The organism is Bacillus daqingensis, assembly GCF_042654445.1.
Taxonomy (GTDB): Bacteria; Bacillota; Bacilli; order Bacillales; family Salisediminibacteriaceae; genus Alkalicoccus; species Alkalicoccus luteus.
The window spans coordinates 541,130-567,297 of sequence record NZ_JBHSGK010000013.1; the positions used below are offsets into that span (position 1 = coordinate 541,130).

24 protein-coding genes and 1 tRNA gene are annotated in these 26,168 nt (G+C 50.7%); 9 read left to right on the forward strand and 16 right to left on the reverse strand.

Annotation, left to right across the window (positions count from 1 at the left end; translation table 11 throughout):
* Positions 1-21 precede the first annotated feature (21 nt).
* The 4 genes from ACFO4L_RS13905 to ACFO4L_RS13920 form a co-directional block, all read right to left on the reverse strand.
* Positions 22-1,071, reverse strand: a complete 1,050-nt coding sequence (locus ACFO4L_RS13905; RefSeq protein WP_377910283.1) for a homoserine dehydrogenase — start codon at positions 1,069-1,071, stop codon at positions 22-24.
* Positions 1,072-1,095: 24 nt separating this feature from the next.
* On the reverse strand, positions 1,096-2,298 hold the full coding sequence (locus tag ACFO4L_RS13910) for a cystathionine gamma-synthase family protein (protein ID WP_377910284.1): 1,203 nt from the start codon (positions 2,296-2,298) through the stop codon (positions 1,096-1,098).
* Positions 2,299-2,321: 23 nt separating this feature from the next.
* Positions 2,322-3,530, reverse strand: coding sequence for a M24 family metallopeptidase (locus ACFO4L_RS13915; RefSeq protein ID WP_377910285.1), 1,209 nt, complete (start codon positions 3,528-3,530; stop codon positions 2,322-2,324).
* A gap of 230 nt (positions 3,531-3,760) precedes the next feature.
* Positions 3,761-5,497: a PucR family transcriptional regulator gene (locus ACFO4L_RS13920; RefSeq protein ID WP_377910286.1), complete on the reverse strand. Its 1,737-nt coding sequence runs from the start codon at positions 5,495-5,497 to the stop codon at positions 3,761-3,763.
* 210 nt (positions 5,498-5,707) lie between these two features.
* Here ACFO4L_RS13920 and ACFO4L_RS13925 point away from each other — a divergent pair, with 210 nt between their 5' ends.
* The 7 genes from ACFO4L_RS13925 to ACFO4L_RS13955 all read left to right on the forward strand — a co-directional run bounded on the left by ACFO4L_RS13925 (position 5,708) and on the right by ACFO4L_RS13955 (position 13,694).
* Entirely contained in the window at positions 5,708-7,066 is a 1,359-nt protein-coding gene (locus ACFO4L_RS13925) for a sodium-dependent transporter (RefSeq protein WP_377910287.1), read from the forward strand.
* 1,479 nt (positions 7,067-8,545) lie between these two features.
* Entirely contained in the window at positions 8,546-8,728 is a 183-nt protein-coding gene (locus ACFO4L_RS13930) for a hypothetical protein (protein ID WP_168008238.1), read from the forward strand.
* A gap of 19 nt (positions 8,729-8,747) precedes the next feature.
* Positions 8,748-9,002 carry a hypothetical protein gene (locus tag ACFO4L_RS13935; protein WP_377910288.1) on the forward strand — a complete coding sequence of 85 codons (255 nt, stop codon included), beginning with the start codon at positions 8,748-8,750 and terminating at the stop codon, positions 9,000-9,002.
* 80 nt (positions 9,003-9,082) lie between these two features.
* Positions 9,083-9,388: a DUF4212 domain-containing protein gene (locus ACFO4L_RS13940; RefSeq protein WP_377910289.1), complete on the forward strand. Its 306-nt coding sequence runs from the start codon at positions 9,083-9,085 to the stop codon at positions 9,386-9,388.
* A gap of 45 nt (positions 9,389-9,433) precedes the next feature.
* Positions 9,434-11,095 carry a sodium:solute symporter family protein gene (locus ACFO4L_RS13945; protein WP_377910290.1) on the forward strand — a complete coding sequence of 554 codons (1,662 nt, stop codon included), beginning with the start codon at positions 9,434-9,436 and terminating at the stop codon, positions 11,093-11,095.
* On the forward strand, positions 11,076-12,992 hold the full coding sequence (locus ACFO4L_RS13950) for a DUF294 nucleotidyltransferase-like domain-containing protein (protein WP_377910291.1): 1,917 nt from the start codon (positions 11,076-11,078) through the stop codon (positions 12,990-12,992). The genes ACFO4L_RS13945 and ACFO4L_RS13950 overlap by 20 nt, the downstream gene beginning before the upstream one ends.
* A 36-nt stretch (positions 12,993-13,028) precedes the next feature.
* Complete coding sequence (locus ACFO4L_RS13955) at positions 13,029-13,694, forward strand: 3'-5' exonuclease (protein ID WP_377910328.1); 666 nt, start codon at positions 13,029-13,031, stop codon at positions 13,692-13,694.
* 94 nt (positions 13,695-13,788) lie between these two features.
* On the opposite strand, the gene ACFO4L_RS13960 is transcribed toward ACFO4L_RS13955, so the two are convergent.
* From ACFO4L_RS13960 to ACFO4L_RS14000, 9 genes are all read right to left on the reverse strand, one after another.
* A complete protein-coding gene (locus tag ACFO4L_RS13960) occupies positions 13,789-15,399 on the reverse strand; it encodes an L-lactate permease (protein ID WP_377910292.1) in 1,611 nt (536 codons plus the stop codon).
* A 35-nt stretch (positions 15,400-15,434) separates the two neighbouring features.
* Positions 15,435-17,075, reverse strand: a complete 1,641-nt coding sequence (ggt, locus tag ACFO4L_RS13965; RefSeq protein ID WP_377910293.1) for a gamma-glutamyltransferase — start codon at positions 17,073-17,075, stop codon at positions 15,435-15,437.
* A gap of 96 nt (positions 17,076-17,171) precedes the next feature.
* A complete protein-coding gene (locus tag ACFO4L_RS13970) occupies positions 17,172-17,795 on the reverse strand; it encodes a fumarylacetoacetate hydrolase family protein (protein WP_377910295.1) in 624 nt (207 codons plus the stop codon).
* Positions 17,796-17,800: 5 nt separating this feature from the next.
* Positions 17,801-18,394 carry a DJ-1/PfpI family protein gene (locus ACFO4L_RS13975; RefSeq protein WP_377910296.1) on the reverse strand — a complete coding sequence of 198 codons (594 nt, stop codon included), beginning with the start codon at positions 18,392-18,394 and terminating at the stop codon, positions 17,801-17,803.
* 131 nt (positions 18,395-18,525) lie between these two features.
* Complete coding sequence (locus ACFO4L_RS13980; RefSeq protein WP_377910297.1) at positions 18,526-18,879, reverse strand: hypothetical protein; 354 nt, start codon at positions 18,877-18,879, stop codon at positions 18,526-18,528.
* 399 nt (positions 18,880-19,278) lie between these two features.
* On the reverse strand, positions 19,279-19,599 hold the full coding sequence (locus ACFO4L_RS13985) for a peroxiredoxin family protein (protein WP_377910329.1): 321 nt from the start codon (positions 19,597-19,599) through the stop codon (positions 19,279-19,281).
* A gap of 3 nt (positions 19,600-19,602) precedes the next feature.
* Entirely contained in the window at positions 19,603-19,791 is a 189-nt protein-coding gene (locus ACFO4L_RS13990) for a hypothetical protein (RefSeq protein WP_377910298.1), read from the reverse strand.
* Complete coding sequence (locus tag ACFO4L_RS13995) at positions 19,788-21,626, reverse strand: UbiD family decarboxylase (RefSeq protein WP_377910299.1); 1,839 nt, start codon at positions 21,624-21,626, stop codon at positions 19,788-19,790. Before ACFO4L_RS13995 ends, ACFO4L_RS13990 begins: the two co-directional genes overlap by 4 nt.
* A gap of 53 nt (positions 21,627-21,679) precedes the next feature.
* On the reverse strand, positions 21,680-22,294 hold the full coding sequence (locus ACFO4L_RS14000) for a class I SAM-dependent methyltransferase (protein WP_377910301.1): 615 nt from the start codon (positions 22,292-22,294) through the stop codon (positions 21,680-21,682).
* Between the two features lie 105 nt (positions 22,295-22,399).
* On the opposite strand from ACFO4L_RS14000, the gene ACFO4L_RS14005 reads away from it, so the two are divergent.
* Both ACFO4L_RS14005 and ACFO4L_RS14010 read left to right on the forward strand, forming a co-directional pair.
* On the forward strand, positions 22,400-22,558 hold the full coding sequence (locus ACFO4L_RS14005; RefSeq protein ID WP_377910302.1) for a hypothetical protein: 159 nt from the start codon (positions 22,400-22,402) through the stop codon (positions 22,556-22,558).
* A gap of 67 nt (positions 22,559-22,625) precedes the next feature.
* A tRNA-Ala gene (locus ACFO4L_RS14010) sits at positions 22,626-22,701 on the forward strand.
* Between the two features lie 162 nt (positions 22,702-22,863).
* Here ACFO4L_RS14010 and ACFO4L_RS14015 read toward each other — a convergent pair.
* The 3 genes from ACFO4L_RS14015 to ACFO4L_RS14025 form a co-directional block, all read right to left on the reverse strand.
* A complete protein-coding gene (locus ACFO4L_RS14015; protein ID WP_377910303.1) occupies positions 22,864-23,157 on the reverse strand; it encodes a DUF3006 domain-containing protein in 294 nt (97 codons plus the stop codon).
* Positions 23,158-23,306: 149 nt separating this feature from the next.
* Positions 23,307-24,479 (reverse strand): ComEC/Rec2 family competence protein, encoded by a 1,173-nt coding sequence (locus tag ACFO4L_RS14020; RefSeq protein ID WP_377910305.1) that lies wholly within the window; start codon positions 24,477-24,479, stop codon positions 23,307-23,309.
* A 68-nt stretch (positions 24,480-24,547) separates the two neighbouring features.
* Positions 24,548-26,161, reverse strand: a complete 1,614-nt coding sequence (locus tag ACFO4L_RS14025) for a long-chain fatty acid--CoA ligase (protein ID WP_377910306.1) — start codon at positions 26,159-26,161, stop codon at positions 24,548-24,550.
* Positions 26,162-26,168: the final 7 nt, after the last annotated feature.

Sequence of the window (26,168 nt, forward strand, 5' to 3'; positions counted from 1 at the left end):
AGCAGCACCGCCTTTCTCTCTTTACTGTTTCACTTTTTGTTTCATCCGTTCTGCGTGAATCAAATCAATCAACAGGGAGAATCCGGTCTCGGCGAGGCCGGCGCCTGCACCGCTTAAAAAGATTGGTCCGGATAAATCACATTCATACAAAATGGCATTCACTGCTCCCCGAACGGCTGCCAGCGGATTGTCCTCCTCCAGCTCGACCGGTTCAACGGATGCTTTCACCCCGCTGGCCGTCCGCTCAATGGATGCCACGAGACGAAGCCGTTTTCCTGCTGCTTTGGCACGGTCAAGATCTTCTTTTTTAATGCCGGTAATGCCTGTACAGGTCACATCGCCTGCTGCGAGCGGAACCCCGAGGACGACGTTGGAAAGAATAACCGCTTTGTACCTCGCATCGTATCCTTCTACATCGCTTGTCGGATCGGCCTCTGCATAGCCGTTCGCCTGCGCTTGCTCCAGCGCTTCTTCATAGGAAAGTCCCTTTTCCATTTCTGTCAGCATATAGTTCGTTGTTCCGTTTAAAATCCCGCTGATTCGGCTGATCGTGTTGCCGCGAAGCGTTTCCTGCGGCAGCCGCAGTGCCGGAGTTCCGCTCATGACGGTTCCCTCAAAGCCCCAAAACGCACCGTTTTTATCAGCAAGCTCCTGCAGCTCCCGGTAAGCTACCGCGACAGGACCTTTATTCGTCGTGACAACGTTCTTCCCAAGCTCAAAAGCGGCCCGGCAGTGGTCTGCTGCCGGCTGTCCTGTTTTCACGTCTGTAAACGTTACTTCCACGATCGTATCCGCATTTGTGTTCCGGATCGAATCCATGCTGTCCAGTCCGTACGTGACGCCCTGCCCTTCGTATTCATCCAGCTTTTTACCGCTGGAAACGAGTTCAAGCAGCTGCCGTCCGTCCAGCCCGTCCGGGTGATAGACTGCCCCTTTCATTACATCAGATACTGCCACCACTTTCGTTTCCATTCCTTCTTCATCGCGAAGCTGTGCTTCCTTGTCGAGCAGGATTCTCAAGAGTGCCTGGCCGACCCCTCCGAATCCGATAAATGCTAGTTTGACTGCCATACAAGCCGCCTCCTTGTCATGTTGTTACACGCTTGTGTAGAGCTCCTTTGGCAGCGACTGAAATGCTTGTTCCAAATCGCCGATCAGGTCCTCGATATCCTCTATACCCGCTGAGTAGCGGATCAGACCTTCCGGAATACCCATGGCAGCGCGCTCTTCCGGTGTACACTCTACGTGGCTTGTCGTTCTAGACGGTCCGACGATCGTTTCCACCGCACCAAGGTTCGCAGCCCGGTTCGCAAACTGGAGCTTCGGCAGGAGGTGGCGGACTGTATCCACCCCGCCCTTTACGCTGAAGCTGAGCATACCGCCAAAGCCTTTCATCTGCTCTTTGGCAATGTTGTGATGCGGGTGCTCTTCCAGTCCCGGATAAAAGACGCTCTCGACCATATCAATTGTCTGCAAATATTCAGCTACCTTCTGGGCGTTCTCGTTTTGACGCTCAACACGCAGCTTCAATGTCTTCATGCCGCGCAGAAGCAGGTATGCCGCCATCGGATCAAGCGTTGCTCCATTAATTTCCCGGTAATGATACACCTTTTCAACAAGCTCATGCGAGCCGACAAGCACGCCGCCGAGAGCATCTGCGTGTCCTCCCAGAAATTTTGTGGCACTGTGCAGCACAAGATCGACGCCCATTTCGAGCGGATTCTGGTTGATCGGCGTAGCAAACGTGTTGTCTACGATGACTAGTGCCCCAGCTTTTTTACCTGCTTTTGCCATACGCGCAATATCGGTAATTTTCACCGTGGGATTCGTCGGTGTTTCCAGATACAGCACTTTACAGCCTTTTTCCACTTCGCGCTCAATTGCTTCATGATCCCCTGTATCGCAAAGCTCCACATCAATATTCATTTGTGGCAGAAACTCTGTGAAAATCTTGTTCGTTCCGCCGTACGTATCTTTAATGGATACGATTCTGTCTCCAGGACGGAGGAAGGTGCTGAGCGTGTTGCTGATCGCTGCCATTCCTGTAGAAAAGCTTGTTGCGTGCTCCGCTCCCTCGAGAATTTTTACCTTCTGTTCAAACGCCTCGACTGTCGGATTCGTGTTTCGGCCGTAGATGTGTCCCTTTTTATTTCCTACCGCTACCTCATACCATTCGTCCATATCTTCATATCCGTAGGACACGCTGTGTACGACCGGCACTTGTGTCGCTCCGAATGCCAAATAGTCCTGCTCTCCTGCCCAGATTGCTTTTGTTCCCATCTTTGTCTCTTTGTTCATAGTAAAAACCTCCCTCACAAATTTTACGAAATTTCACCGCTCTGCTGATTCATCAAAAAAGGGTGCTTTACGATCAGCTCCCGCGGATAGTTGGAGAACGTCGTACAGCCTGTTTCCGTAATCCGAAGTGTTTCCGATATTTCAATGCCGTACTGATCAAACCAGAGTGCCGGAATCAGATGGAATGTCATGTTCGGCTCCAGCACCGTTTCATCGCCCCGGCGGATGCTTGCTGTATGCTCGCCCCAGTCCGGCGGATAGCCGAGACCGACAGAGTAACCGAGCCTTGCTTCCTTTTCAATGCCGTAGCGTCCGATCGACTTGCGCCACGCTTCTTCCATATCAGAGCAGGTGGTACCTGGCTTCGCTGCATCGAGCACCGATGCAATTCCTTCCTGTACAATCGGCTGCAGCTGCTGAAGCCGGTCATCGGGTGTGCCAATCGTCACCGTTCTCGCAAGCGGAACGTGGTAGCGCTTGTAGCAGCCTGCAAGTTCGATAATCGTGGAATCCCCATCCTCAAAAGGACGCTCGCTCCACGTCAAATGCGGAACACCGGTATTTTTTCCGGAAGGAATGAGCGGAACAATGGACGGATAATCCCCGCCGTAATCGTCTGTGCCGCTGATCATGCTGTAATAAATATGAGCTGCAGCATCATTTTCCCTGCTGCCGATCCGGATATTGTCCACGCCGCTGCTCATCGCCTTATCGGCAATTTGCGCTGCACGCTCCATGTATGCAATCTCCTGGGTGGATTTGACGATGCGAACGCGGTTGACGACGAGATCTCCATCTGTAAAGACGGCGTTTGGCAGTGCCTGCTGTAATTTCATAAACGCTTTCGCGCTGAAGTAGTAGCTGTCCATCTCTACTCCGGTTCGTCGGTTTCCATGACCAATCTGCGTTAAGATCTCTCCGATAAATGACATTGGATGGTACACGTCGGAGTGAACGTAGTAGTCCGGGTAGGCGATGATATTTTCGTCGTAAATCCAGGTGGTCACTCTAGCGCCATTGGCATCAAGATAGCGGCCGATCCAAAGAGGCTGCGGCTCATCGATAATAATGACAACCATCTGGTGTACGTAAAAAGACCATGCATCATATCCAGTCAGGTAATTCATATTCGCCGGATCGGTTACAAGCAGCACTTCGATGTCCCGCTCGGCCATTTTCTCTTTTGTTTTCAATAGGCGCTCCTGATATTCCTGAATATCAAAAGGAAGCATGTCTATCCACCCTCTTTCGTTTGAAAGTTTTGATTGTTCTTACTTTTCATCATAGACGCTCAGCATCATTTATGTGATGTACAAACTGTATGAACATTTATCTACCCGGTTTATACACTTTCAACAAATGGCTTTGCATCAAGCTCTTTAAGCCTTTTAAACCGTTATATTTCCTCACAAAAAAAGCTTCCGGACTGTTAGAAGTCCAGAAGACATTTGTAGGAAGCAGCTTACGTCCATCCTCGGCTCCGATCGTTTTGAATACCCAGTGCCGGACGCTGCAAATCTTTAAGCTGCCAAAGCCGAATGGTAAGCTCTAACAGGAATACATCGTCAGCCTCGAGGAGCGACAGTCCGGTGAGGGATTCAATATTACGAAGCCGGTAGAGCAGCGACTGCCTGTGAAGGTGCAGCGCGCGGGCCGTCTGGCTCACATTTCCACTGTAGCGGTTGTAGGTCATAAATGTATGAATCAAATCAGTCTGACGTTTTTCATCATAGTCGGCGAGCGGTTTAACAATTTCATGCACGAGCGACTGAATGTCGTGGTTGGCAGACATAGCAAGCAGCACCCGGTTAATTCTCGTATCTTTATAAAACGTCCGGCTCGTCTCTTCTGCCTTGCGAATGCCAATTTCGAGCGCAGTATAGGCTTCACGGTAGCTTAGGTGAAATCCATTCGCCTCTTCTTTTTTAACCGAAATGCCCCAGCGCAGTCCAATTTCCGTGAGCATGTCGGAGAGCCTGCGCTCAATATAGTCGAGAAATTGATTCGCCGTTTCTGTATAAACATCGTAGGCTGCTTCGAGAAATACAATGACTTCATCCTCATCGAACGTAGCCATAGCCCGCCTGCCAATGAACCTCGCTGCACTGTTGATTTCTTTTTGAATGTAATAGTTCACATTTTGCAGAGAGGAGGTCGGCGGATTGTCTTTATGGAACGACGGAAATTCCGATTCATCTTCTCTAAGATGAATTCTTCCTACGATGCAGACGTATGGCAGATCAAGATCATAGCCGAGAAGCTCCGCCTTGGAACGAATAACTCCGAAGTCATCCGGTTCTTCTTTGGCCAGCTGCAAAATAAAGCTGTCTTTTACTTTAATCTCACGCGCCTCTACTGCATCTTCTTTAATAAAGAAAAGAGCGCACGCGGTGACCGCATGTTCTAATACGTTCATCGTAAACCACGTCATCGGCTTACCATCTGGAAGCCTGAACCAGACAAATCCCTGCTTTCGGTGCTTCGTATGAATCAGGACGCGGCACCAGCGCTCTCCAGCTGTATCATATACAAATATGTGCGGATGCAGCCTGTGTTCGCTGAATGCAGCACCTAAATGCTGCTCAATTTCATACGCCTTCGGACGAGTCCACTGTTTCGCCTCTACTGCAGTGAGCACCTCATCCGAAACATCATAATACGCCCGCATTGTTCCATCGAACTCCGTGATCATCGCCGGCATACGCGTATGACGGTGCAACAGTTCGGCAATCTCCTGTAAATCCCCTTCCTGGAGCACTTGATTCAAAAAATCCAGCCTGATTTCCTCCGACACCTGCCGCTCCTCCTGCTTGCTCTTGTTAATTTCATCTAAAACGGTGGAAATGACATCGCCGAAACGAATGTCCCAGGGAAGATCTACAATAATAAAGCCGTGGTCCTCCGCCAGCTGCAGCACCCGGTCCGGAATATCAAATATGTGCCGGCCGGTTGCGATTCCGAGCATGGAAGCGCCGGAATGAATAACATCTGAAACAAATTTTTCAAGCAGGTCGGCATCTTCACCAATGCCGATGCCCGTCGTCAGCACAAACTCTTTTTCCCGAATGAAATTCTCTACCGGGGTCTCCATTACAGACACCCATTCCACCTCGTTCTGTTTCAGCCGACTCTCACCCGCCCGGACCTGCGCCGTTGCAAACAGCGGAGCGTGAATAATCTGCTCTGCAAATACTCCCATACCGTTCACCCCATCTGTTTTCTTTCTATTCTGATTATAGTGTCGCACGGGTTGCACACCTTGGCAACCTATCCGTTTCATGGAAAATCACGGTGAGCTTCGACTTTTTCTGAAAATATGAAAAAATAACTGTTTTCATTTTTTCATAATGTGTTATAGTAAAATTCTAAAACTTTTACACTTCAACGTTTTAAAGGGGGAGCACATTTTATGGTATCGCAACAACCAGCCAGAGAACAGTGGGGATCGCGGCTCGGCTTTATGCTCGCAGCGCTCGGTTCTGCTGTCGGACTCGGGAACATCTGGCGTTTCTCATATGTTGCCGGAGAAAGCGGCGGTGCTGCATTCTTACTTATTTATATCTTATGTATTATTGCAATTGGTCTGCCGATTTTAATGGCAGAATTTACAATCGGACGCCGGGCACAGCTTGATGTCGTCGGCTCGTTTCAATCACTCGCGCCTGGCAAACCCTGGGTTATTGCCGGCTTTATGGGAGTCGCATCTGCATTTATTATTTTGGCCTTTTACGGCGTTGCAGCCGGCTGGTCGCTCTTTTACTTCTTCCAATATGTATTTGGCGGACTGAATGTCGCAGCGGAAGGCGCTTCGGCAGATTTCTTTGTGAATTTTCACACGTCGCCGATTCATCCGCTGTTCTGGCAGTTTGCCTTTATGGCAACCGTCACCGGAATTGTATTTGTCGGAGTAAAAAAAGGCATTGAGGCGTCCAACAAGTTTCTGATGCCGCTCCTGGCCATACTCGTTCTTGTTTTGGCCGGGTACAGCATGACACTTAACGGCGCAGGTGAAGCGTTGAGCTTCCTGTTCTCTCCTGACTGGAGCGCCCTTACCGATCCGGCCATTTATCTGGCAGCTATGAGTCAGGCCTTTTTCTCCCTCAGCCTGGGAATGGGGGCATTGATTACCTACGGATCCTATTTATCCAAAAAAGAAAAGCTGCCTGGAGCAGCTGTCGGCGTAGCATCCATGGACTCACTGTTCGCGATCGTCGCAGGTCTTATGATTTTTCCGGCCGTCTTTACGTTCGGTATTGCGCCTGACTCCGGACCAGGACTCGTTTTCATTACGCTGCCGGAGATTTTCTCCAGCATGTCGCTTGGAACCGTATATGGATTGACCTTCTTTTTCCTGCTTTCTGCTGCGGCTATTTCTTCCGGAGTTTCCCTGTTGGAAGTTGCTGTCGCCTACTTCATGCGCCAGTTTGAATGGTCCAGACAGAAGGCCGCTCTCATCATCGGCTCCATTATCTTTTTGCTTGGTATTCCAGCCTCCCTCGGTCTCGGTGTCTGGTCAGACATCACGCTGATCGGCGGACGGGATATATTCGATTCGATGGACTTCCTGGCTTCGTACATCTTCCTTCCGCTCGGCGGAATGATTATCGCCCTCTTTATCGGATGGGGATGGAAAAAAGCCGATGCGTTCGAAGCTTCAGATTTTGGAGACACGCTGCTCGGAAACATCTGGATCTGGCTGCTGCGAGTCTTCGCACCAGTTGGTATCCTGCTCGTTTTCATTTATTCAACAGGCATTTGGACGTTCTAAAAATCGTATAAGCGGTCACGCTGCCGGCGATCCTTATGAAGGATCGCCGGTTCATCGTGTTGATAACGTCATTTCAGGTGAATAAGATGGTATCTGCCTGTATCTGCGGACCCCCCGCTTTCCGGAGGGAACGGTCTCAGCTAACCGCTTCTTCCTTTCGTCCGCCGGATCTTCGCCTCGTTCTGATCCTCTCGGAGTCGAGGTCCTCCGATTTAGCAGCTGGCTGTCCGGTTGAAACCCTGGTGATGATTCACACGAGCTTGTTCCATCTAGAGGGAACCTTTCGTTAGGCAACGCTTCGATGTCGAATCGGGATGAACGTCAACGTATCCACTAAAAAAAGCCGCAGCGTCCAGCGATTGGGACGTTTTTCTCTATAAACAAATCCATTTCCCCTTTGTGTCCGGCGGGGACGTGGAAGCCGCGCAGCCTGAAGATGCCGTGCCGTTCAGATCTGCGAACGGTATCCACGCACGAGCGGAGCCGGACTGGCTTTTGAAGGCTTCTCGTGAGAAGCCTGTGTCCGAGTGAAGCCTCATCGCCGTTCGATCTTGAACGGCATGAAAAGCGCGAGCGGAGCCGGACTGGGTCTTGAAGGCTTCCCGTGAGAAGCCTGTGTCCGAGTGAAGCCTCATCGCCGTTCGATCTTGAACGGTATGAAAAGTGCGAGTGGAGCCGGACTAGGTCTTGAAGGCTTCTTGTGAGAAGCCTGAATCCGAGTGAAGCCGCGCCATCCTCCCTGCAGAAAGGGGGTCACCCTGAGAAATAGCTGAAGGCCAGCCCACGACAGGCTCGATAAGCAGAGGGGAAAGACAAGCAAACGAATAAGCATGTAAGTGGAAAGACTTTTTCAACAGCCTGTGCCGGCGATCCTCATGAAGGATCGCCGGTTTTTTGCAGTCAAAAACATACCTGCTTTGTCGAAGAAGAGCTCGTAAAAACAGCTCTCGCTTTTCAGCGGGCAATACCATCGACCATTAGAAAAACGATCGGAAACCGCTCCGTGCTTCTGCTCCAAAGCGGTAACGGGGGAAATGCGTTATTCACTATCCGGCAAATTTCTGCTCTTGCGCCCGTACTGATGCAGCCCAGCTCCACCCGCAGTCCGGTTGTACCAGCGGCTGCTGAGCTCGTTTGTACGCTGAAGGTTCAAGCTGTTATTCTGCTGTCTTTATTCGGTGCATCCGCGGTACCATCATTTTAAAAAAAAGATAATGAAGCGCTATCCCTTTCATTCAGGGACTTTGTTGCTTCAAAGCGGTAGTACATTACGCCTTTTTTTGGCAAATAAGTTGCTTCAAGTCTGAAAATTTGAAATAATCAAAGGTGTCTCTTTTTACAGTGAATTGTAAAAGAGACATTTGTTACCCGGTTCTGTTATACGTCAGATGTTTTTCTACCATACTGATTTGTAATAGAGCCTCGTATACTCGGGGTGGTCTGACCGCTTCCGATATGTTTGAAGGAGGGTTTCGTACCATGTGGATGCTTATTTTATTTTGGACGCTCGCGCTTGCAGCCGTGATCGGAACGATCCGCTACAAAAAACCGCTCCTGCTCACCGTGCCGTTTTTTGCCATCATCGGTTTCGTATTCGTGCAGGTTGCCATGGTCCCAATGCCGTTTTGGGACACGCTGAAATTCATCTTCAGTATGCGCTGAATGACGGAGGGATCAGACAATGAGTGAAGTACGCTGTCCTTCGTGCCGCAGCCGTGACGTTAAGGTCATTGAGCGCTGGCAGTATATGTTTATGATGTCTGTCCTGCCAGTTGTTGTAACAACTGCAGTCGGCATCCTGTTTACACCGCTGTTCCTGCTGTTTATTCCGGCTATTCTGCTTACAAACGACCTCATCGCCAGGCGCAAGACGCCAATGATGATCTGCCGTTCCTGCAGACGAACAACCCGTGAAGCTCAGCATCAGACGCGCTAATTTGAAAGCGATTACACCATTAAAGGAGGTGAGGCTCCGAGCACCGGCAGTTCAAGACATACTAAGAAGGAGTGACAGACATGCGAAAAGTTGAAAAAGCGACTGCAGACAAATACTTTCGAATCCGTACGATGATGGTCATTATTTTTCTCGCCATCGGTTTTTCTGTATCCTTCGGGGTTGCGTTCTTCGCTGAAAGCATTTACGAAGGCGGCGCTCTCATTCTCGGAATGCCTGCCCACTATTATATGGGGGCACAGGGAGCAGTTATTACGTTCGTTGTACTGCTCTTTCTGAACGCTATGATCAGCGACCGTGTCGATAAGGCGTTTGGTATTGATGAGAAGCAAAACGAACAAATAAGCGGCGGAGCTTCTGACCATTAATCATCTTGAACCGCCGCTTCTATCATTGCGAAGGAGGGAACTTTCTTGGACCAGCAGTCAATTGTGTCACTTACGCTTATTCTATTAACATTTGCCTTATACATCGGAATTTCTGTTTACAACCGTGCTAAAGTCACTTCGGATTTCTATGTAGCAAGCCGCGGCATCCCGCCGGTATGGAACGGGATGGCCATTGGCGGCGACTGGATGAGTGCCGCCTCATTTATCGGCATGGCCGGTACAGTTATGATTCTCGGCTACGACGGGCTCGCTTACATAATGGGCTGGACGGGAGGCTATTTGCTCCTGACCTTCCTGCTCGCTCCGCAGCTCCGTAAATACGGCCGTTTTACCGTACCGGAATTTATCGGCGACAGATTCGACAGCAACGTCGCCCGTCTGATCGCTGCGATTGCGACGATCATCATCAGTTTCACCTATATCATCGGACAGCTGTCAGGATCCGGTGTCGTGATCGGACGACTCTTAAACCTGCCGGCATCAACGGGGGTTATGATCGGGGTTGTCGTTATTGCGATTTACGCCTCCCTCGGCGGGATGAAAGGGGTCACCTGGACCCAGGTCGCTCAGTATTTGATATTAATTACGGCCTACATCATACCGATTATCTTTATGTCGCTTCAAGTGACGGGCAACCCGCTGCCATGGCTGACGTACGGAAACATCGTAAATGAGCTCGGTGCAATCGACCGGGAGCTTGGTATATCGGAATACTTTGCGCCATTTACTGAGAGCGACAGAAGCCAGTTCCTGGCTCTGCTCTTTACGCTTATGGTCGGTACAGCTGCCCTGCCGCACGTAATTGTCCGCTTTTACACGGTAACGACGATGAAGGCTGCCAGATGGAGCGGTGCCTGGGCACTTCTCTTTATTGCCCTTCTCTATCTCTCTGCGCCGGCCTATGCAGCGTTTTCGCGCTTTATCATTATGACGCAGGTCGTCGGTCAGCCGATTGATGAACTTCCCGCCTGGACAGAACCGTGGGTCAATACCGGGCTTCTGGAAATAGCTGACACCGGCGGCGACGGTATTCTTGAATGGGAGGACCTTGTCATCAATCCGGATATTGTCGTGATGGCAACGCCGGAAATCGCGAACCTTGGCGTCTTTGTCGTCGGTCTCATTGCAGCCGGCGCCATGGCAGCTGCTCTGTCAACTGCCGGCGGTCTCTTGATTACGATTTCGTCCTCATTTGCACACGACATTTACTATCGGCTTCTGAAGCCTGATGCAACCGATGCAAAGCGTCTGAAGGCCGGACGAATTGCGATCGTGCTTGCCACCGTAGCTGCAGGTATTGTAGCTCTTGATCCGCCAGGGGTTATTACGCAGATCATTGCCTGGGCATTCGGTTTAGCAGGCGGAACCTTCTTCCCGGTATTGTTCCTTGGTGTCTGGTGGAAGCGAATGAACGCACAGGGCGCTATCGCCGGCATGCTTGGCGGACTCGGTGTGACGCTCGGTTATATCTTCCTGTCTATGAACGGTATCATGCTGTTCGGTATTCAGGATACAGGCGCAGGGGTCTTCGGGGTTACCGCAAACCTTCTGCTCGTCATTATCGTGTCGCTGCTGACACCGCCTCCTGCTCAGCACCTTCAGGATGAAGCGATGGATCTTCGCTATCCGGAGCAGATGACGTATAAAGATGGCGAGGTCTGGATGAATGACTCAGCCGACAAGTAAGGAATCGATTCGACGGCATCCTCTCTTCAGCGGGCTTAACTCTGCTGAAGCGGAGGAGCTGATCGATCAGTGTGAGCAGGTGGCCTACAGTCGCGGTGAGAAAATACTATATGCGAAAACAGCACGGGAAGGTCTGCTCCTTATTCTTGAAGGAGTGACAGAAGTGTTTGTAGATACGGATGGCTCGGCCTCGCAGGAGGTGCTGGAAGTACTGGAAGCCGGTGAAATGCTTGGCTTTTCAAGTCTTGCTGACTTTCTCGGAGAACCAAACGAGCATGAGGAGTCCTACACCGTCGAGGTTCGCGCGGCGGAAGAAACCTCCTGCCTGCATATCCCGTATTCAGTTCTCGAAGCCAGATGGCATGATGAAACAGTTCGCGACTATGTGATGCGTCAGGTGGCGGTAAGACTGCGTGAGATTTATGCGTCACTTGCTGAACAAGTTCGTCTTTCCAGGCAGTGGGGAGAAAGCGAGCCATTCATCCGTCGAGTGCAGGACTTGATGAATGCCCCGCCTGTGACGCTTCCGGAATCCACCCCGGTCAAAGAAGCGGCGGTGAAGATGGAACAGCATGCTGTAAGCTCGCTGATCATCGTCAATGAAAGCGGCGGTATTACAGGCATCATGACGGAAAAAGACATCGTAAACCGGTTCGTCGCTCCCGGCAAATCCGACGGCACTGTGAAAGACATTATGACGCCGGATCCGGTTGTAATCGGCAGATCCGCCTACTATTATCAGGCACTGTCCACCTTTCTCGTCAATGGCATTAAACACCTGCCTGTCGTCTCCGGAACGGAACCTGCCGGGATCGTTACGCTTTCCGATCTGCTTCGCAGCAAAAACCGGGGGACGTTTGATATTTTGCAGGAGATTGAAGCTTCCTCACCGGAAAAGCTGCCCGAAGTGAGAACTGCCATTTACGGCGTTCTCGGCAAGCTCCTTGAAGATGGCATTCCAATTAAGCACGTTCTCAGCGTTATCACCAGCCTCTATGACAGGCTCATTCGTCACTGTATCGAGCTTGCACTTGAGGAGATGAAAGCTGACGATGAAGGAGAACCGCCCTGCGCATTTGGTTTCTTTGTAATGGGCAGTGCCGGAAGAGCAGAACAATTCCTGCTCACCGACCAGGATCATTTTCTCGTTTACGAAAACGTTCCGGCTGATCAGCAGAAAGAAGCAGACCGTTATTTTGAAAGGCTCGGTGCCGTTATTACCTCTTTTCTTGAAACAGCCGGCTACAAGCGCTGTGACGGCGATATGATGGCAGAATTCAAGCAGTGGCGCGGGTCTATCAATCGCTGGGAAGAACGGATACGCACGTGGGGCCTGAGAGCTACTAACGACAACATTCTGCTCGGACACAACTTTCTCGCCTTCCGTTTTCTTTACGGAGACGAGGTATTGCGCGATTCGTTTACGTCCATGGTCAAGCAGCAGATGACCAAGTCGCGCATCTTTTTGTACCGGGCCGCGGAAAACGAGAAACAGGCGCTGGTGCCGACGCTTGATCACCCAATCCGGGCTTTGTTCCGTATGAAGCGCGATAAGCTCGATATTAAGAAAGAGGCCCTGTTTCCGTTGTATCACTCTCTGCAGCTGCTAAGCGCCCAGCATGAAATCGTAGAAGCAACACCTGCCGAAGCGATACGGGCGCTTCGCAGACGAAAGGTCTTCAGCGAACAGTTTACGGACGAGATTATGTTCGCCTATGAAGTCCTGCTCGCGGTCCGGGTTTCTCAGTCGTGGAGCCGCTACCAGCGCGGCGAAGAGTCATCAAGCGAAGTCCAGTTCGTGCACATGAAAACGAGGGAGAAAGAGGAGCTGATTATTGCTCTCAAAGCAGTCCGCTCCCTTCAAAATCAGATGCTTGCCTCATTCGGAATAATGTAAGTGTGAATCCAGCATAAAGGAGCGCTTCCCATGATGATGTTCTGGAAGAAAAAGAAGCTTCACTACCAGCTCGTTCAGGATCAGCCGCTGAATACGCCGATCAGCGAGCTCTCGTTTACGGTGTTCGATACGGAAGCTACCGGTTTTTCTGTCGGCAGCCACGACCGGCTGATTGAAATTGGTGCCGTCCACGTGGAACGTCTGAAAGTAACCGACGATACGTTTCAGACGTACGTGAATCCCGGACGCGCTATTCCAGAGCGGATTACGGAATTGACAGGCATCACCGATGATCATGTGAAGGACGCGCCTGATTCGCTGGAAGCCATTGAACGTTTTTACGAGTACATTGAAAAGCATGAAAGCGGCGGCTGGGTTGGTCATTATCTTGCGTTTGATGTACTCGTTTTGAAAAAAGAGCTGCTCCGGCACAAGTATACGTTTGATGAACCGCTCTATTTCGATACGCTCGACCTCATTGGCTACCTGGCTCCATCCTGGGATATGCGCGATCTGGAGCATTACGCACTAAGCTTCGGCACGAAAATATTTGAACGACACAGTGCGGTCGGTGACGCACTGACAACGGCCCATCTGCTTGTAGAGCTACTGCATTATTTAGAGGACCGCGGCAAACGAACCCTCGCCGACCTGATTGATATCACCCAGGGAGAGAACGGCAATTCCGCTTTTCAACGCTGAATCAGTTTCATCGCTTGCTGATCAACGCTTGATCCTGCAAATAGTACAAGCGAAGACCGCATCTCCTGTAAAGGAAGATGCGGTCTTCTGTCTTTTATGCTCCTATGAGATGCAGTAGTACGGCTGTTGCAGACACGGCAATTCCTGCAATAAGGCAGAAGACAAGCGTCGGCTTAAATACCTCTGCATCCTTCCCTTGAATGCCTGCCGTACTCGTCCCTAAGACAACGTTGGCAGGGGCGATCGAGTTACCGATTGCACCGCCTGTTGACTGTGCTGCAATCGTCGCAGCAAGACCCAGGCCATCCATCGATTCCGCCACGTTTCCATGCAGTGGTGCGAACAGAACGTTTGAAGAGGTATTGGACGAGGTCATAAAGGCCCCGATAATACCGATAATATTTGCGAGCGCCACATACACGGGCGGAGTAGAAACGGTGGCGATGCCAAGTGCAATAACCGTCGTTTGTCCGGATGTACCCATAATTTCTGTCATTGTTAAGAACCCGGATATCGCGAGTGATGCTCCAATTGCGTTACCGAGCAGTCCTTTGCGGATTTCTTTCGTTGCATCATCACTGAAGAGCTTCAGCTTTCGATAATAGAAAACAGCAAAGATCGATGCAAGCAGCAAATATGTTCCCGGATGAGTGAGCGGAGCGATCGGTGAATACATGCCTTCCGCCTCTTCCTCAAAACCATACCCCGTTTCAGTTGCCGGGAACGGGAAGCCGAATTCAAACTGCTCCAAAAACTCGTTTACCTGAGGAATACCTAGAGCAAGCACCGAAACAACCGTCAGTACATAATACGGCATAAATGCTTTATGCAAGGAAATTTTCGGTTTTTCAGACGTGCTTTGATGCTCCTCTTCCAACACATCCGTTTCATCTTCGAGCTCCGTACGCTCACTGTATTTTTTACGGCGGGCAAATAAGAGCAGCACCACCATTGCAAGCGTTGCCGGGATAAAGGTGGACAGTGTAGCATTTACCTGTGTCAAAGCAAGCTGGCCGCCGCCATGAATCAGGGAAATGATAACAACCACCCAAAATCCTTCTTTTACACCCTTCCATTTTGCAAATAAGTAGCAGATCATTAGTCCGGCCAGCAGGTTCGGAATCCAAAGCAGAATAGATGTGTAGAACAGCGTTAGTGCCTGCTCCTGAATTTCTACCGCGTTAATCGTTGCAATCCAGCCGACTGCAAGCGTTCCGAACATGTTGGCCCAAGCATGACCAATCAACGGGATCACGACAGCGGTAACCGGCTTTACACCGATCCCGATCAGCAGCGGTGCTACAACTGCAATAGGTGCGCCGAAGCCTGCTATCCCCTGCAGGAAGGAGGCGAAAACCCAACCGAAGGCGAGAATAAGAAAAAGGTAGTTCTGGCTATGTTCCTGGATTTCCTCACGGATAACCGTAAACGCACCTGCCTCCTTCGTTACCTGATAGAGAAGCAGAGCAGGCCAAACGACAAGTAAAATAAAGAATGCTTCCCAAAGCCCTTTCCCGAATCCGACCGCCACCGCATCAAACGGTGCCTGATAAAGCGTGAACGCAATCAGCGTTGCAATCCCCATTGCGATCCAGCCGGACCGTGGACCCGACCAGCGCAGAACGACCAGCATAATCAGCAGGAGAACGAGCGGCAAAGCCGCTGCTCCCCAGTGAAGCAAGTCCAGAGGAAGATTTCCCTCCATGATAATCTCTCCTTTCATCTATCGTGCTTCATGTGTTACCAGCTAAGTGCGATGCCGTCTCCACGGGGGTCTGCTCCCGCCTCATAGCACGTTGGACGGAATAATACAGCCTGCGCATGGCCCATTTGCTGCGAATAGCCGGGCGTAATTTCTATTTCGTGGCCAAGGTCGCCAAGCGCCGTTAAGATACTGTCCGGAATCCGCTTTTCCATTTTGAGAGAAGAGCTGTTTTCGCCCCACGTTCTTCCGTACAGCCAGCGAGGTGCTTCAATCGCCTGCTGGACATTGTAGCCGAAGTCAACAATTCTTGTCAGCAGTGCGCATTGTGTTTGAGGCTGTCCTTCTCCTCCCATTGTCCCGAACAGAAGGAACGGATCTCCGTCTTTTAAAGCGAGTGCCGGAATAATCGTATGGAATGTTCGTTTTCCCGGCTCCAGCCGATTCGGATGATCGTCATCCAGGCTGAAGAAAGAGCCTCGGTTCTGAAGCAGAAATCCTCCATCAGCCATAAAGCCGGAACCGAATTCATGATAAATGCTTTGAATCATTGAGACAGCATTTCCTTCCGCATCAACGGCTGCAAAGAATGTTGTATCTTTATTAACGGAAAGCTCCGGAAGCCGCGGCAGATCTGCAACCGGGTATGCCTTGTGTAAATCAATCTGATCGACCATTTTTTTCGTATGTGCATCAGAAAGAAGCGACTCAATCGGCACTTGTTCATACGCCGGGTCAGTCACCCACTGATCACGATACGTAAATGCTACTTTTGCTGCTTCCGCCATCACATGGTAATATTCTTTCGTGTTGTCTCCAAGTGCGGCTACAGGGAAATATTCCAGGATGTTCAGCATCATGAGAGTGGCAATCCCTTGTGTATTTGGACGCATTTCAAACACTTCATATGCTTCATGATACGTTGTAGAAAGCGGAGTCTCCCATGTGGATTCATGCGAGCGCATGTCGTCCATTGTCAGCAGTCCACCGGCCTGCTGAAGCGATGCGGTTACCTGCTCTGCAATAGGTCCTGAATAAAACGCTTCTGCCCCTTCCTCCGCAATGCGGCGCAGCGTCTCTGCAAGCTCCGGCTGCTTGACGATCTCGCCTGGCTGAGGCACGTTCCCGCCTGGAAGCAGAATCGCGGCAGCTTTATCATGCTGGTTAATGACCTCTTGCTTTTCAAACAAAAACCGGCTGAACTTTTCTGTCACGGTAAATCCTGATTCTGCAAAATAAATCGCTTCCTCAAACAATTCCGGCCACGTTAAGTTGCCGTAAGCTTGATGCAGCTCCTGCCAGGCTGCCACCGTTCCAGGAACTGTGTTTGCTGCAAGCGGACCACGATCGGGGATTTCTTCATAGCCCTGGTCAGTATAAAAGCGGCGTGAGGCATTTTCCCCGGCACGGCCGCTGCCGTTTAAGGCTTGAACGTCTTCATCTTTATTTTTAACGAGTGCAAACAAATCTCCGCCAAGGCCGGCCATGTGAGGGTAAACGACACATAGAACGGTATTGACTGCAATCGCCCCTTCCACGGCGTGACCACCGCGGCGCAAAATCTGCTCGCCTGCCTGAGTAGCGAGATAGTTCGGCGATGTCACTGCTCCTCTGACTCCTTGAACAGGTTTTCTGCCAGTATCAAAATAAGGCGCATTAGCTCCTGTGTAATGCTGCATGCAACCATCCTCCTTTAAGATTTCATGTAAAGCCAATCTTCCCATTAAAAAAGTGGGATAAACATGCTTTATCCCACCTCAAGTTCCATTTTTATTCTATTCGCTTGACTGAATCCGAAATGTACCCGCTTTTTGGTTGTTGTAAAAGAGGACTAGTTCATCCCCTTTTTGCACTTTCCCGACTCCTTCCGGGGTACCCGTATAGAGCAGATCCCCCGGACCGATGCCAAGAAGCGGACCAGTAAAGTCGACAAGCTCACGCAGGGAAAAGATCATTTGAGCAGGTGATCCTTCCTGGACTACCTCATGATTCTTTTCTAATCGGAAGGTTGTGTGCTGCCACTGCTTCTCATCAAACGGAAAAAACGGACCGACTGCAGCCGAATATTTAAATCCTTTTGCTGCAAGCCAGGGATGCCGCTTCTGCTTTAATTTTTCCTGACGGTCCCTCAACGTGAAATCAATTCCTACTGCTGTCTGCCCAATCATTTCCTGAAGAGATTTATCCGGGCTGTACGTATCTTTAAAAAGGACGACAAGCTCTGTTTCATAATGAACCTCTCCGGCATCCTCAGGCAGGTCAAGCGTTTTATCTGCACCGTGAGCCAGAGCATGTGTCGGCTTCATAAACAGCATTGGTGCGTCCGGCACCTCATTTCCGAGCTCCTTCGCATGATCAGCGTAGTTTCTGCCTACACAGTAGATGTTACGGATATCCACAAGCCTCACTCCCTGATTTCGTATTCCATTCGTTTCGCGGTGCGCAGCTTTGCCTGCTCTCCGGCAAACCGGCCAACTGTATACAATGAAGCATCGATGCCTGCTGAAATGCCGGCGGCTGTCAGTACAGGCCCTTCGTCTACGAAACGTGTATCTTTCAGGACGGTGACATCCGGAAAAGCGCGCTGCAGATCGTCACGATCCATCCAGTGCGTCACCGCTTCACGCCCATTGAGGAGCTCAGCCTCCGCCAAAATAAACGCTCCTGTGCAGACGGACATCACCAGCTCGGCTGTTTTCGCCTGCTGCTTCACGAAAGTAAGCAGATCTTTGTTGTACACTTCATTCGTTGTTGCTCCGTGACCACCTGGCACAATCAGAATGTCGAGCGAAGGACAGGCTTGAATCGATTTTTCCGTTTCGATTCGAAGTCCGTTTTTAGCAGCCGTCAGCCCGCCGCGGTACGAGAGCGTAATTACATCAAACAACTTATCGCCGTCCTCATCTTCAGCCAGCGAAAAAACCTCATATGGCCCTGCAAAATCCAGCACTTCCACGTCTTCAAACAGGTAAATGCCAACCTTCCATTTCCGCGTCATCGCGGCACCTCCCTCTCAGCAGCGATGTGCCGCTTCATTAGTGCCTCTTATGAAATGACAAAAAGCCCGCCTCCGGTTCTCTTTAGGAATGGCCGAGCCGGCGGGTTTCGTCATTGTGTGTCAGCAGCAGGCTATTCCGTCATCTCCTTTGTAACGTAACCCTCTGTCTGTTTAATCTCATCTATAATGTCTTGCTTGTTCTCTTCAGGCGCTTCAAATTCCAGTACATAGTCAGCATGTGAGCCATGATCAGCTGTCATGGTCTCGCGTAAATTCGAGAGCGATTGAAAAATGCCCGGATGACCGCCTTGGCCTGTGGCCGATCCACCGCTGATTCCGGCCGCAGGAATAACGACAATTTCTTTACTCCCGTCCTCCGGCACACGCTCCACGCGTTCATTATTAATCCCGAACTTTTTTAAGCTTGCAGACAGCGATTCAGCATCGTTCTCGTTTTGAAAGTAAACCGACATTTTTATCGTCATTCTCGTCACCCTTTCTGCATCATTATCAACCTTTTCCCAGCATTGCCCTGTTCAAAACTATTTCCCGGGAAATGAGCTGCTTCCAGACACTTCGTTGAATCGAGCTGCCTGCATGATGAGCAGTATATATTAGGTTAGAGACAGCGTTTACGGGCGGCAGTTGTCCAATTTGCGCTCATCGTTAATGGTTGCCTATGAGAGAATAACTGAATGAAAAGGAAGGCTGCCGATTCCTTTATTCTCCTCCATATGGACATGTCGCTACTTATGATTGCTTCTTCGCTGCTTCACGTTCCCAGAGCGCTTCTGCTGTCAACCTTCGCGAATGCGGCAGTTCCCCGTCCTTGTACATAAAAAGGCCTGGCCAGTTCGGATCCAAGCCAGGCACGTCTTTTCAAGTTAATCCTGCATCGATTCAAGCACGTCTAGAACTTCCTCGATATTTTCTCCAGGGAGGTAGTCGATTTCTTTCGCGAGTTCGTTTGAATCCGGATTAGCCGCTACATATCCACGGTAAATGGTCTGGTCTTCTTCAATGAACTCATGAGTGAACCCGAATTCTCCTTGTACATCTGTGAGAATGTCAAAATCCAGGTCATATTGATCGGCGATAACCTGATGGTTTTCAGCAGGATCAGGGCTTATCGCATAGAGGGTAAACCCAGCGTCTTCAATTTCATCCAATGATTCGTTCAGCTCAACTAGCTGAGAGAGGCAGATACTTCAATTGACTCCGGTAAAGTAATAATAGAGATCTGCCCGGTCGTCAGTGAAAATCTCCGTTTCACTTCCGTCTGTCGACGGGAAAGCAAGCTGATAATCATCCGGACTGTAGGATTCGGTATCCGGATTATCAGCAGAGCAGGCTGCTGTTAATCCTAAAGCGGCAAACATAGCTGTCAGCTTTTTCATTCGTTCGCGTCTCCTTTCGATTGCAGGTGATGCAGGACTCCGCCAGGTTCAAAAAAGCGGGCCGTGCGTCGTTCAACTGCTTCATCTTTTACGAGCGGTGGTGCGTGATGAGGCTTTTTCCTTGCATCGATAATCATTTGATCGCATCCCCAGTGTTTAAAGCGGTATTGCTCATTGACACCGCTTATATCATGCGATGGATTGCTGCGCGTAAAAACGGACCAAAGGAAATTACTCGTTTGTGCAGCGGTAAAGTCTGCATCGTCGACGATGACAATCATCGGCAGTGTATCATCTGCACCTGCTTTTGTCAGCTGTTCGGCAAGCAGCTCTGCATCAGAACCGTCTGCATAGCTGCCGATTTCAACCGCTGCTACTCCAGGCTGAACGAACGCTGTCTTTTCAATCAGCTCCTGCCGCTTCAGCGCAGACGGTACTGCCTGAGCCAGCTCTCGGCGTTTATCACTATAAGCAGCTGCAATCACCTTGCTGCCCGTATTCAACCCTGTACCGCTGTAATCGAGAGTGTCGATTGTCGTTTCGGTTTGAAAATGCAGATCCCGCTGCAGATCGATTCTCTCCAGCACATAGTTCAGGAAGCCTGCCTCGTCATGCGTCGAAACGGCATCGTCACCCGCTGTAATAAATAAATACTTTGCCAGGCTGAGCTGACCGGTTCCGAGGATGCGGTTCGCAATCGTCAAAAGCTCTGCCGGCCGTTTTGTTTTCTGGTACGGCGTGTAGCGTTCGCTTCCAATCGCAAACAATAGCGGATGTACTCCTGCCGCATCAACCGCGTGCACTTCTTTGACTCCCGGAATTTCCTGACGAACCGCGTCTCCGGTCAGTTCGTGGATCATCGCGCCAAACGCCGTATCTTCCTGCGGCGGTCGTCCGACGACGGTAAACGGCCAGATGGCATTCTCGCGTGCATAGACGTTTTGAATACGCATCAGCGGAAAGTCGTGAGTCAGGCTGTAATAGCCGAGATGATCGCCAAACGGCCCCTCCGGCTTCGTTTCATCCGGAAAAATATCTCCGGTAATGACAAAATCAGCGTCATTGCTGATAGCATATCCACCGCTGTCGTAGCTGTAGCGGAACCGCCTGCCTGCAAGCAGTCCTGCAAACGTCATTTCACTCAGGCCTTCCGGCAAAGGCATCACGGCAGAAAGTGTATGTGCCGGAGGTCCGCCGATAAAAATACTAACTTTAAGCGGTTCGCCTTTCTTTACAGCCTTCGACTGATGCACCCCGATTCCACGATGAATCTGATAATGCATGCCTGCCTCTTTATTCAACTCGAACTCATTTCCGCTCAGCTGTACCCGGTACATGCCGAGATTTGCGTTCATAATCCCTGGCTGTTCAGGATCCTCCGAGTACACCTGCGGCAACGTGACAAAAGCTCCGCCATCCTCCGGCCAATGGCGAATCAGCGGAAGCTCATCTATAGAGATTTTCTGAAATCCGACTGGCTCAAGCGTTTTTCGCTTCAGTGGAAGCGCATTTGTCGCAGCGATTCCCGACGTCACATGCTTCCACGGCTTTTTCAGAGCAGCCGCTGGATCATGACGGACCTGCATGACGTTCTGCACGCTTCCGAGCGTGCTGCGAAACAAAAACCGGCACCTCTCCATCGTTCCAAACATATTGGAAACCGCCGGAAACGGACTGCCTTTTACACGTTCAAATAAAATAGCAGGGCCACCCTGCTCAAACACTTTCAGGTGGATGGATGCCATCTCCAGATTTGGATCTACTTCTTCTTTAATCCGGACTAAGTGTCCGTGCTTTTCTAAATCAAGAACAGCGTCTTCCATGCTTTGATACATGCTGTCTCCCCTTTCTGTTCTCTCTGCTTTCTAGTTTAACGGATTTCCGCGCATCAGCCGCTCTTTACCTGCGACAATTTCGTTACAGGTTTTGCAGCCATCTCGACCACCAGCCCTCTTGCAAACGTCCGTTTTGAAACGGGTTCAAATCCATATGTCTCCAGTACCTTCTCTGTCGGCCGGTCCAGTCTGCATCCCCCGCACATTTTCTCCCAAACCGGTGCAGCTTGAGTAAAGACGTATTTTCTTACTTTGTCCTCTGGCAGCACATGCTCCAGGAGCAGCAATGTTCCTTCTGGCTTCAAGACCCGCCTGATTTCCCGGACCGCCCGGGGCTGATTTTCAACGGTACATAACACAAGGGTACAGACGACGGTGTCAAAACTGGCAGATGCAAACGGAAGCTCTTCTGCTTTTCCGGCCGCTACGCTCACGTCCGCATCTGCTTTAATCATTCTGCTTAACGATTGATTGCGGAGGTCGTCATCCGGCTCCAGTGCCGTTACCTGCAGATCTGATGGATAGTAGGCAAAGTTCAGGCCTGTTCCTGAGCCGATTTCAAGCACACGGCCAGCCGCCTGGTTCACGAGCCGTTTTCGCAGCTCCTTCACGATGAGTTGATCTGCAGGCTGCATGATGAAATCGTACACTTTCGCAAATATCGCCACGCTGACGCCCCCCTCTCTGTCGTCCAGTATACCAGATTCCTGCAGTCTGTCCTTTACAGGTGATTTCTGCTAAAATAGGCGGCAGAGTTAAAAGGAGCTGATGAAATGCTTGGTGCATTCATATTTACAATTACGATGTTTATCGGCTGGACGCTGTTTGATTACATTAAGCATAAGAAGCTGATGAAAGAAAACGTCATTTCCGGGCTGATTGCTTCCATCGTCGCGGGTATCGTCTGGTATATTCTTTTCGTGATCTTTTAATAAAAATGAAAAAAGGCTTGCATCCGCTGAAGCTTCTGACGTATAATCATTTTTGTGAGCAAAACAAGGGGCATTAGCTCAGCTGGGAGAGCGCCACGCTGGCAGCGTGGAGGTCAGCGGTTCGAGCCCGCTATGCTCCACCATACATACGTTATTAAAGCAGGATTTCCTTCAGTGGAAATTCTGTTTTTTTATGGCCATACCGCTTTTATGAGCGCACGTCTTGTTCGTTTCCGCCCCTGTGACAAAGACACAAATAAGCCATTCTGACTTCCGTTATCCAGCAGTCAGAATGGCGGCACCCGTTAAGACCGGGTCTGCTTTCGTTTAAAACGGCTTCGCTCTTTCGTTTTCAGCAGCCGCTTCCGCGCTTTAGAGGCGGTCACCCGGGAAGCTTTTGTCGCTTCATGATCAAGGGTTATCCGGCCTGCGCTGCCGTCTGCCTCTGACAGATCAACGAGCAGCCTGTCGCCTTCTTTTGCACCTGCCGGCAGGTGCAAAAGCGGCAGATTCAGCTGCCTCTGCTGCTCTTCCAGCAGGATAACAGCCGTTCTATCATCAACAATGCGGTCTAGAACACCTCTGCATGTTAGTGTCATGGCACACACGCCAACCCTTCCTCTTTAATATCAGCCAGTCTGCCGGCTGCAATGCCATTAATCTGCTCCAGCTCCTCCAGGGACGAAAATGGCCGTTTTTCAATCAGTTCTGTGGCTCTTTCCGGTCCGATATGGACAATCTCCTCCAGCTATTCCGAATCAGCTTCATTAATGTTTATACATCCATCTGCAGGGGCTGTTTCGTCTCCAGTTTCATTAGCTGTGTCCGCTTCTTCTTCAGGAGCAGCTTCCGGCTCTCCGTCTTTTTCCGTTTCCAGCTCGTACGTTTCTCCGTCGGTTGTAACAATAATCGTACCGTTTACATCGGTGCCGTATACATCGGCCCCATGATCTTCCACGCGCTGCAGCACCTCGTCGTGCGGGTGCCCATAGCTGTTCGCTGCTCCAGCAGAATAAATAGCCGTCTCCGGGTCTACTGCCTCTAAAAAGGGCTGCGTCGTCGATGTATCTGATCCGTGATGCCCCAGCTGCAGAATATCAGCTTCTACGTCTTCATCCCGATTCAGCATCATCTGCTCGGCGCTGTCCTCTGCATCACCGGTTAACAGGACCGAAACGTCCCCATATGTGACGTGGACGGTGAGAGACCCGTCGTGCAGATCTCCGGTCAGCTCCGCTGGATGAAGCACGTCCACCTGCAGCGCTCCAATATCGAAGGAGTCCCCTGCCCGCGGCTCATCATAAACCGGTACGTGCCGTTCGATCGCATCCATCACTCGTAAAAACGTATCCGAGGTCGCTTCATCTCCAGACATCCACACTTCCTCTACCGCAATACCACTCTCCAATATTTTGTCCATCTGTCCGATGTGATCGGCGTGCGGATGACTACCTATCATCACCTGCAGCTCGTCCACCTGCTGTTCCTGCAGATAATGAAGAGCATCCGACCGGTTCCAGTCGCCGGTATCAAACAGGACATGGTACGCTTCACCGTCGTATTCATGGCTGAAGAGAGTGGCATCCGCCTGGCCGACATCGATAAAATGAATGGAAAGCTCTCCGGCTGGTTCAGGCGGTGCTCCGTCATCCGCTTCATGCTCCTCCTCAGCTGAGTTGTTTTCTGCAAGGTCTCCGTTTCCTTCGCCGCTGTTTGTTTCGTCGTCTGTCTTTTCTTCCGCTATGTTCTCTGCTTCTTCGTCTGTATTTTCTTCGGATTCGTTGTCTGCTTCTTCTTCTGCCTGCACGTCTTCGTTTTCTGCCTCAGCTGCATTGTCCGTTTCTTCTACTCCTTGCTGTTCCGTTCCACATCCTGCCGCTATCAGTATACACGCTGAATAGAAGATCCATGAACGAACCACGTCTGCGCTTCCCCCTTCGATAGGTTAGTAGGCTTCAGTGTACCACGGCAGCCCGACCAATGACGGCTTTATCGTCGTTTTGCCTCTAAGCGCTGCTGGACCTGGTCGCGCAGTTCCCGCTTTAAAAACTTTCCGACGGACGTTTTTGGAATCTCTTCCATGAACAGCACGTCATCCGGAAGCCACCACTTTGCAAAACGCTGTTCCAAATGATGCAGCAGTACCTCTTTATTTTCCTCTCGTCCTTCGTGCAGCACGACGCATGCAACCGGACGCTCCTGCCACTGTGGATCTGGTACGGCCACCACAGAGGCTTCAAACACATCCTCATGGGCCATGAGCTCATTTTCCAGATCAACAGAAGAGATCCATTCTCCTCCGCTCTTAATCAAATCCTTTGTCCGGTCGACAATTTTAATCGTCCCTTCCTTATCGACCGTACACACGTCACCGGTATGAAGCCAGCCGTCCCGGAACGTATCATCTGATCGATCATCTTTGTAATAGGAATCAGCGATCCAAGGCCCGCGCAGCAGCAGTTCGCCCATTTCCTCATCATCCCAGGCGACTGTCCCTCCGCTGCCGACCACCTTCATTTCTACGCCGGGAACCAGCAGGCCTTGTCTCGCCCGAACGGCAAGTCTGTCGTCTCCGGTTAAATCCTGCTGATAGCTCTTTAATCGTGATACGGTAACGAGCGGACTTGTCTCCGTCATTCCGTATGCGTGCAAGAACGGGACATCGTACTTTTCCTCGAATGTACGGATCATGCCGGCTGGAGCTGCGGACCCGCCGCAAATGACGGCCCGGAGCGCTGAAACATCATAGTTTCCTTCATCCAGCTCCTTCAGCAGAGCGAGCCAAATGGTCGGCACACCAGCCGTCACAGTGACCTGTTCGTCCTGCAGCATTCCTGCTAACAGACCCGGTGTAAAACGCGGTCCCGGCAGTACCTGTGTTGCGCCCATCCATGTCGATGCATAAGGCAGTCCCCATGCATTGACGTGAAACATTGGCACAACCGGCAAAAGGGTGTCCGATTCGGACAGCGCTGCAGAATCAGCAAGCGACAGGCTCATACTGTGCAAAACGGTGGAGCGGTGCGTATAGACAACGCCTTTTGGATTGCCGGTCGTAGCTGATGTAAAGCACATCCCGGCTGGATCTGTTTCTTTAATATCGTCTGGAAATGAAAACTCCGGATCTCCGTCCGCAATCCATTCCTCATACGAATAAACCGGGCTTATATTTGTTTCAGGAAGGGCTTCGTCCGTCATGACGATTACTGCTTTTACTGTCGTCAGTTTGTCATAGACAGCTTCCACGAGCGGCAGAATGTCAGCATCTACGAATAGAAGCTCGTCTTCTGCGTGATTGATAATATAGACGATATGCTCCGGTGAAAGACGGATGTTGATCGTATGTACAACCGCTCCAACTGCCGGAAGAGCAAAGTACAGCTCCAGGTGACGGTGATGGTTCCAGGCAAGCGTTCCTGCCTTCTGCCCTCGCTGCAGTCCTGACTTTTGCAAGGTGGACGCGAGCTGCCTCGTTCGGCGGCCGATCTCCCGATACGTAAGCCGGTGCACCTTCTCCCCGGTTCGCGAAATCACCTTCTTTTCAGGAAACAGGTTTTCCGCTCGCTCCAGCATCGACGTTATGAGTAAATCTCCGTGCATCATACAGCAT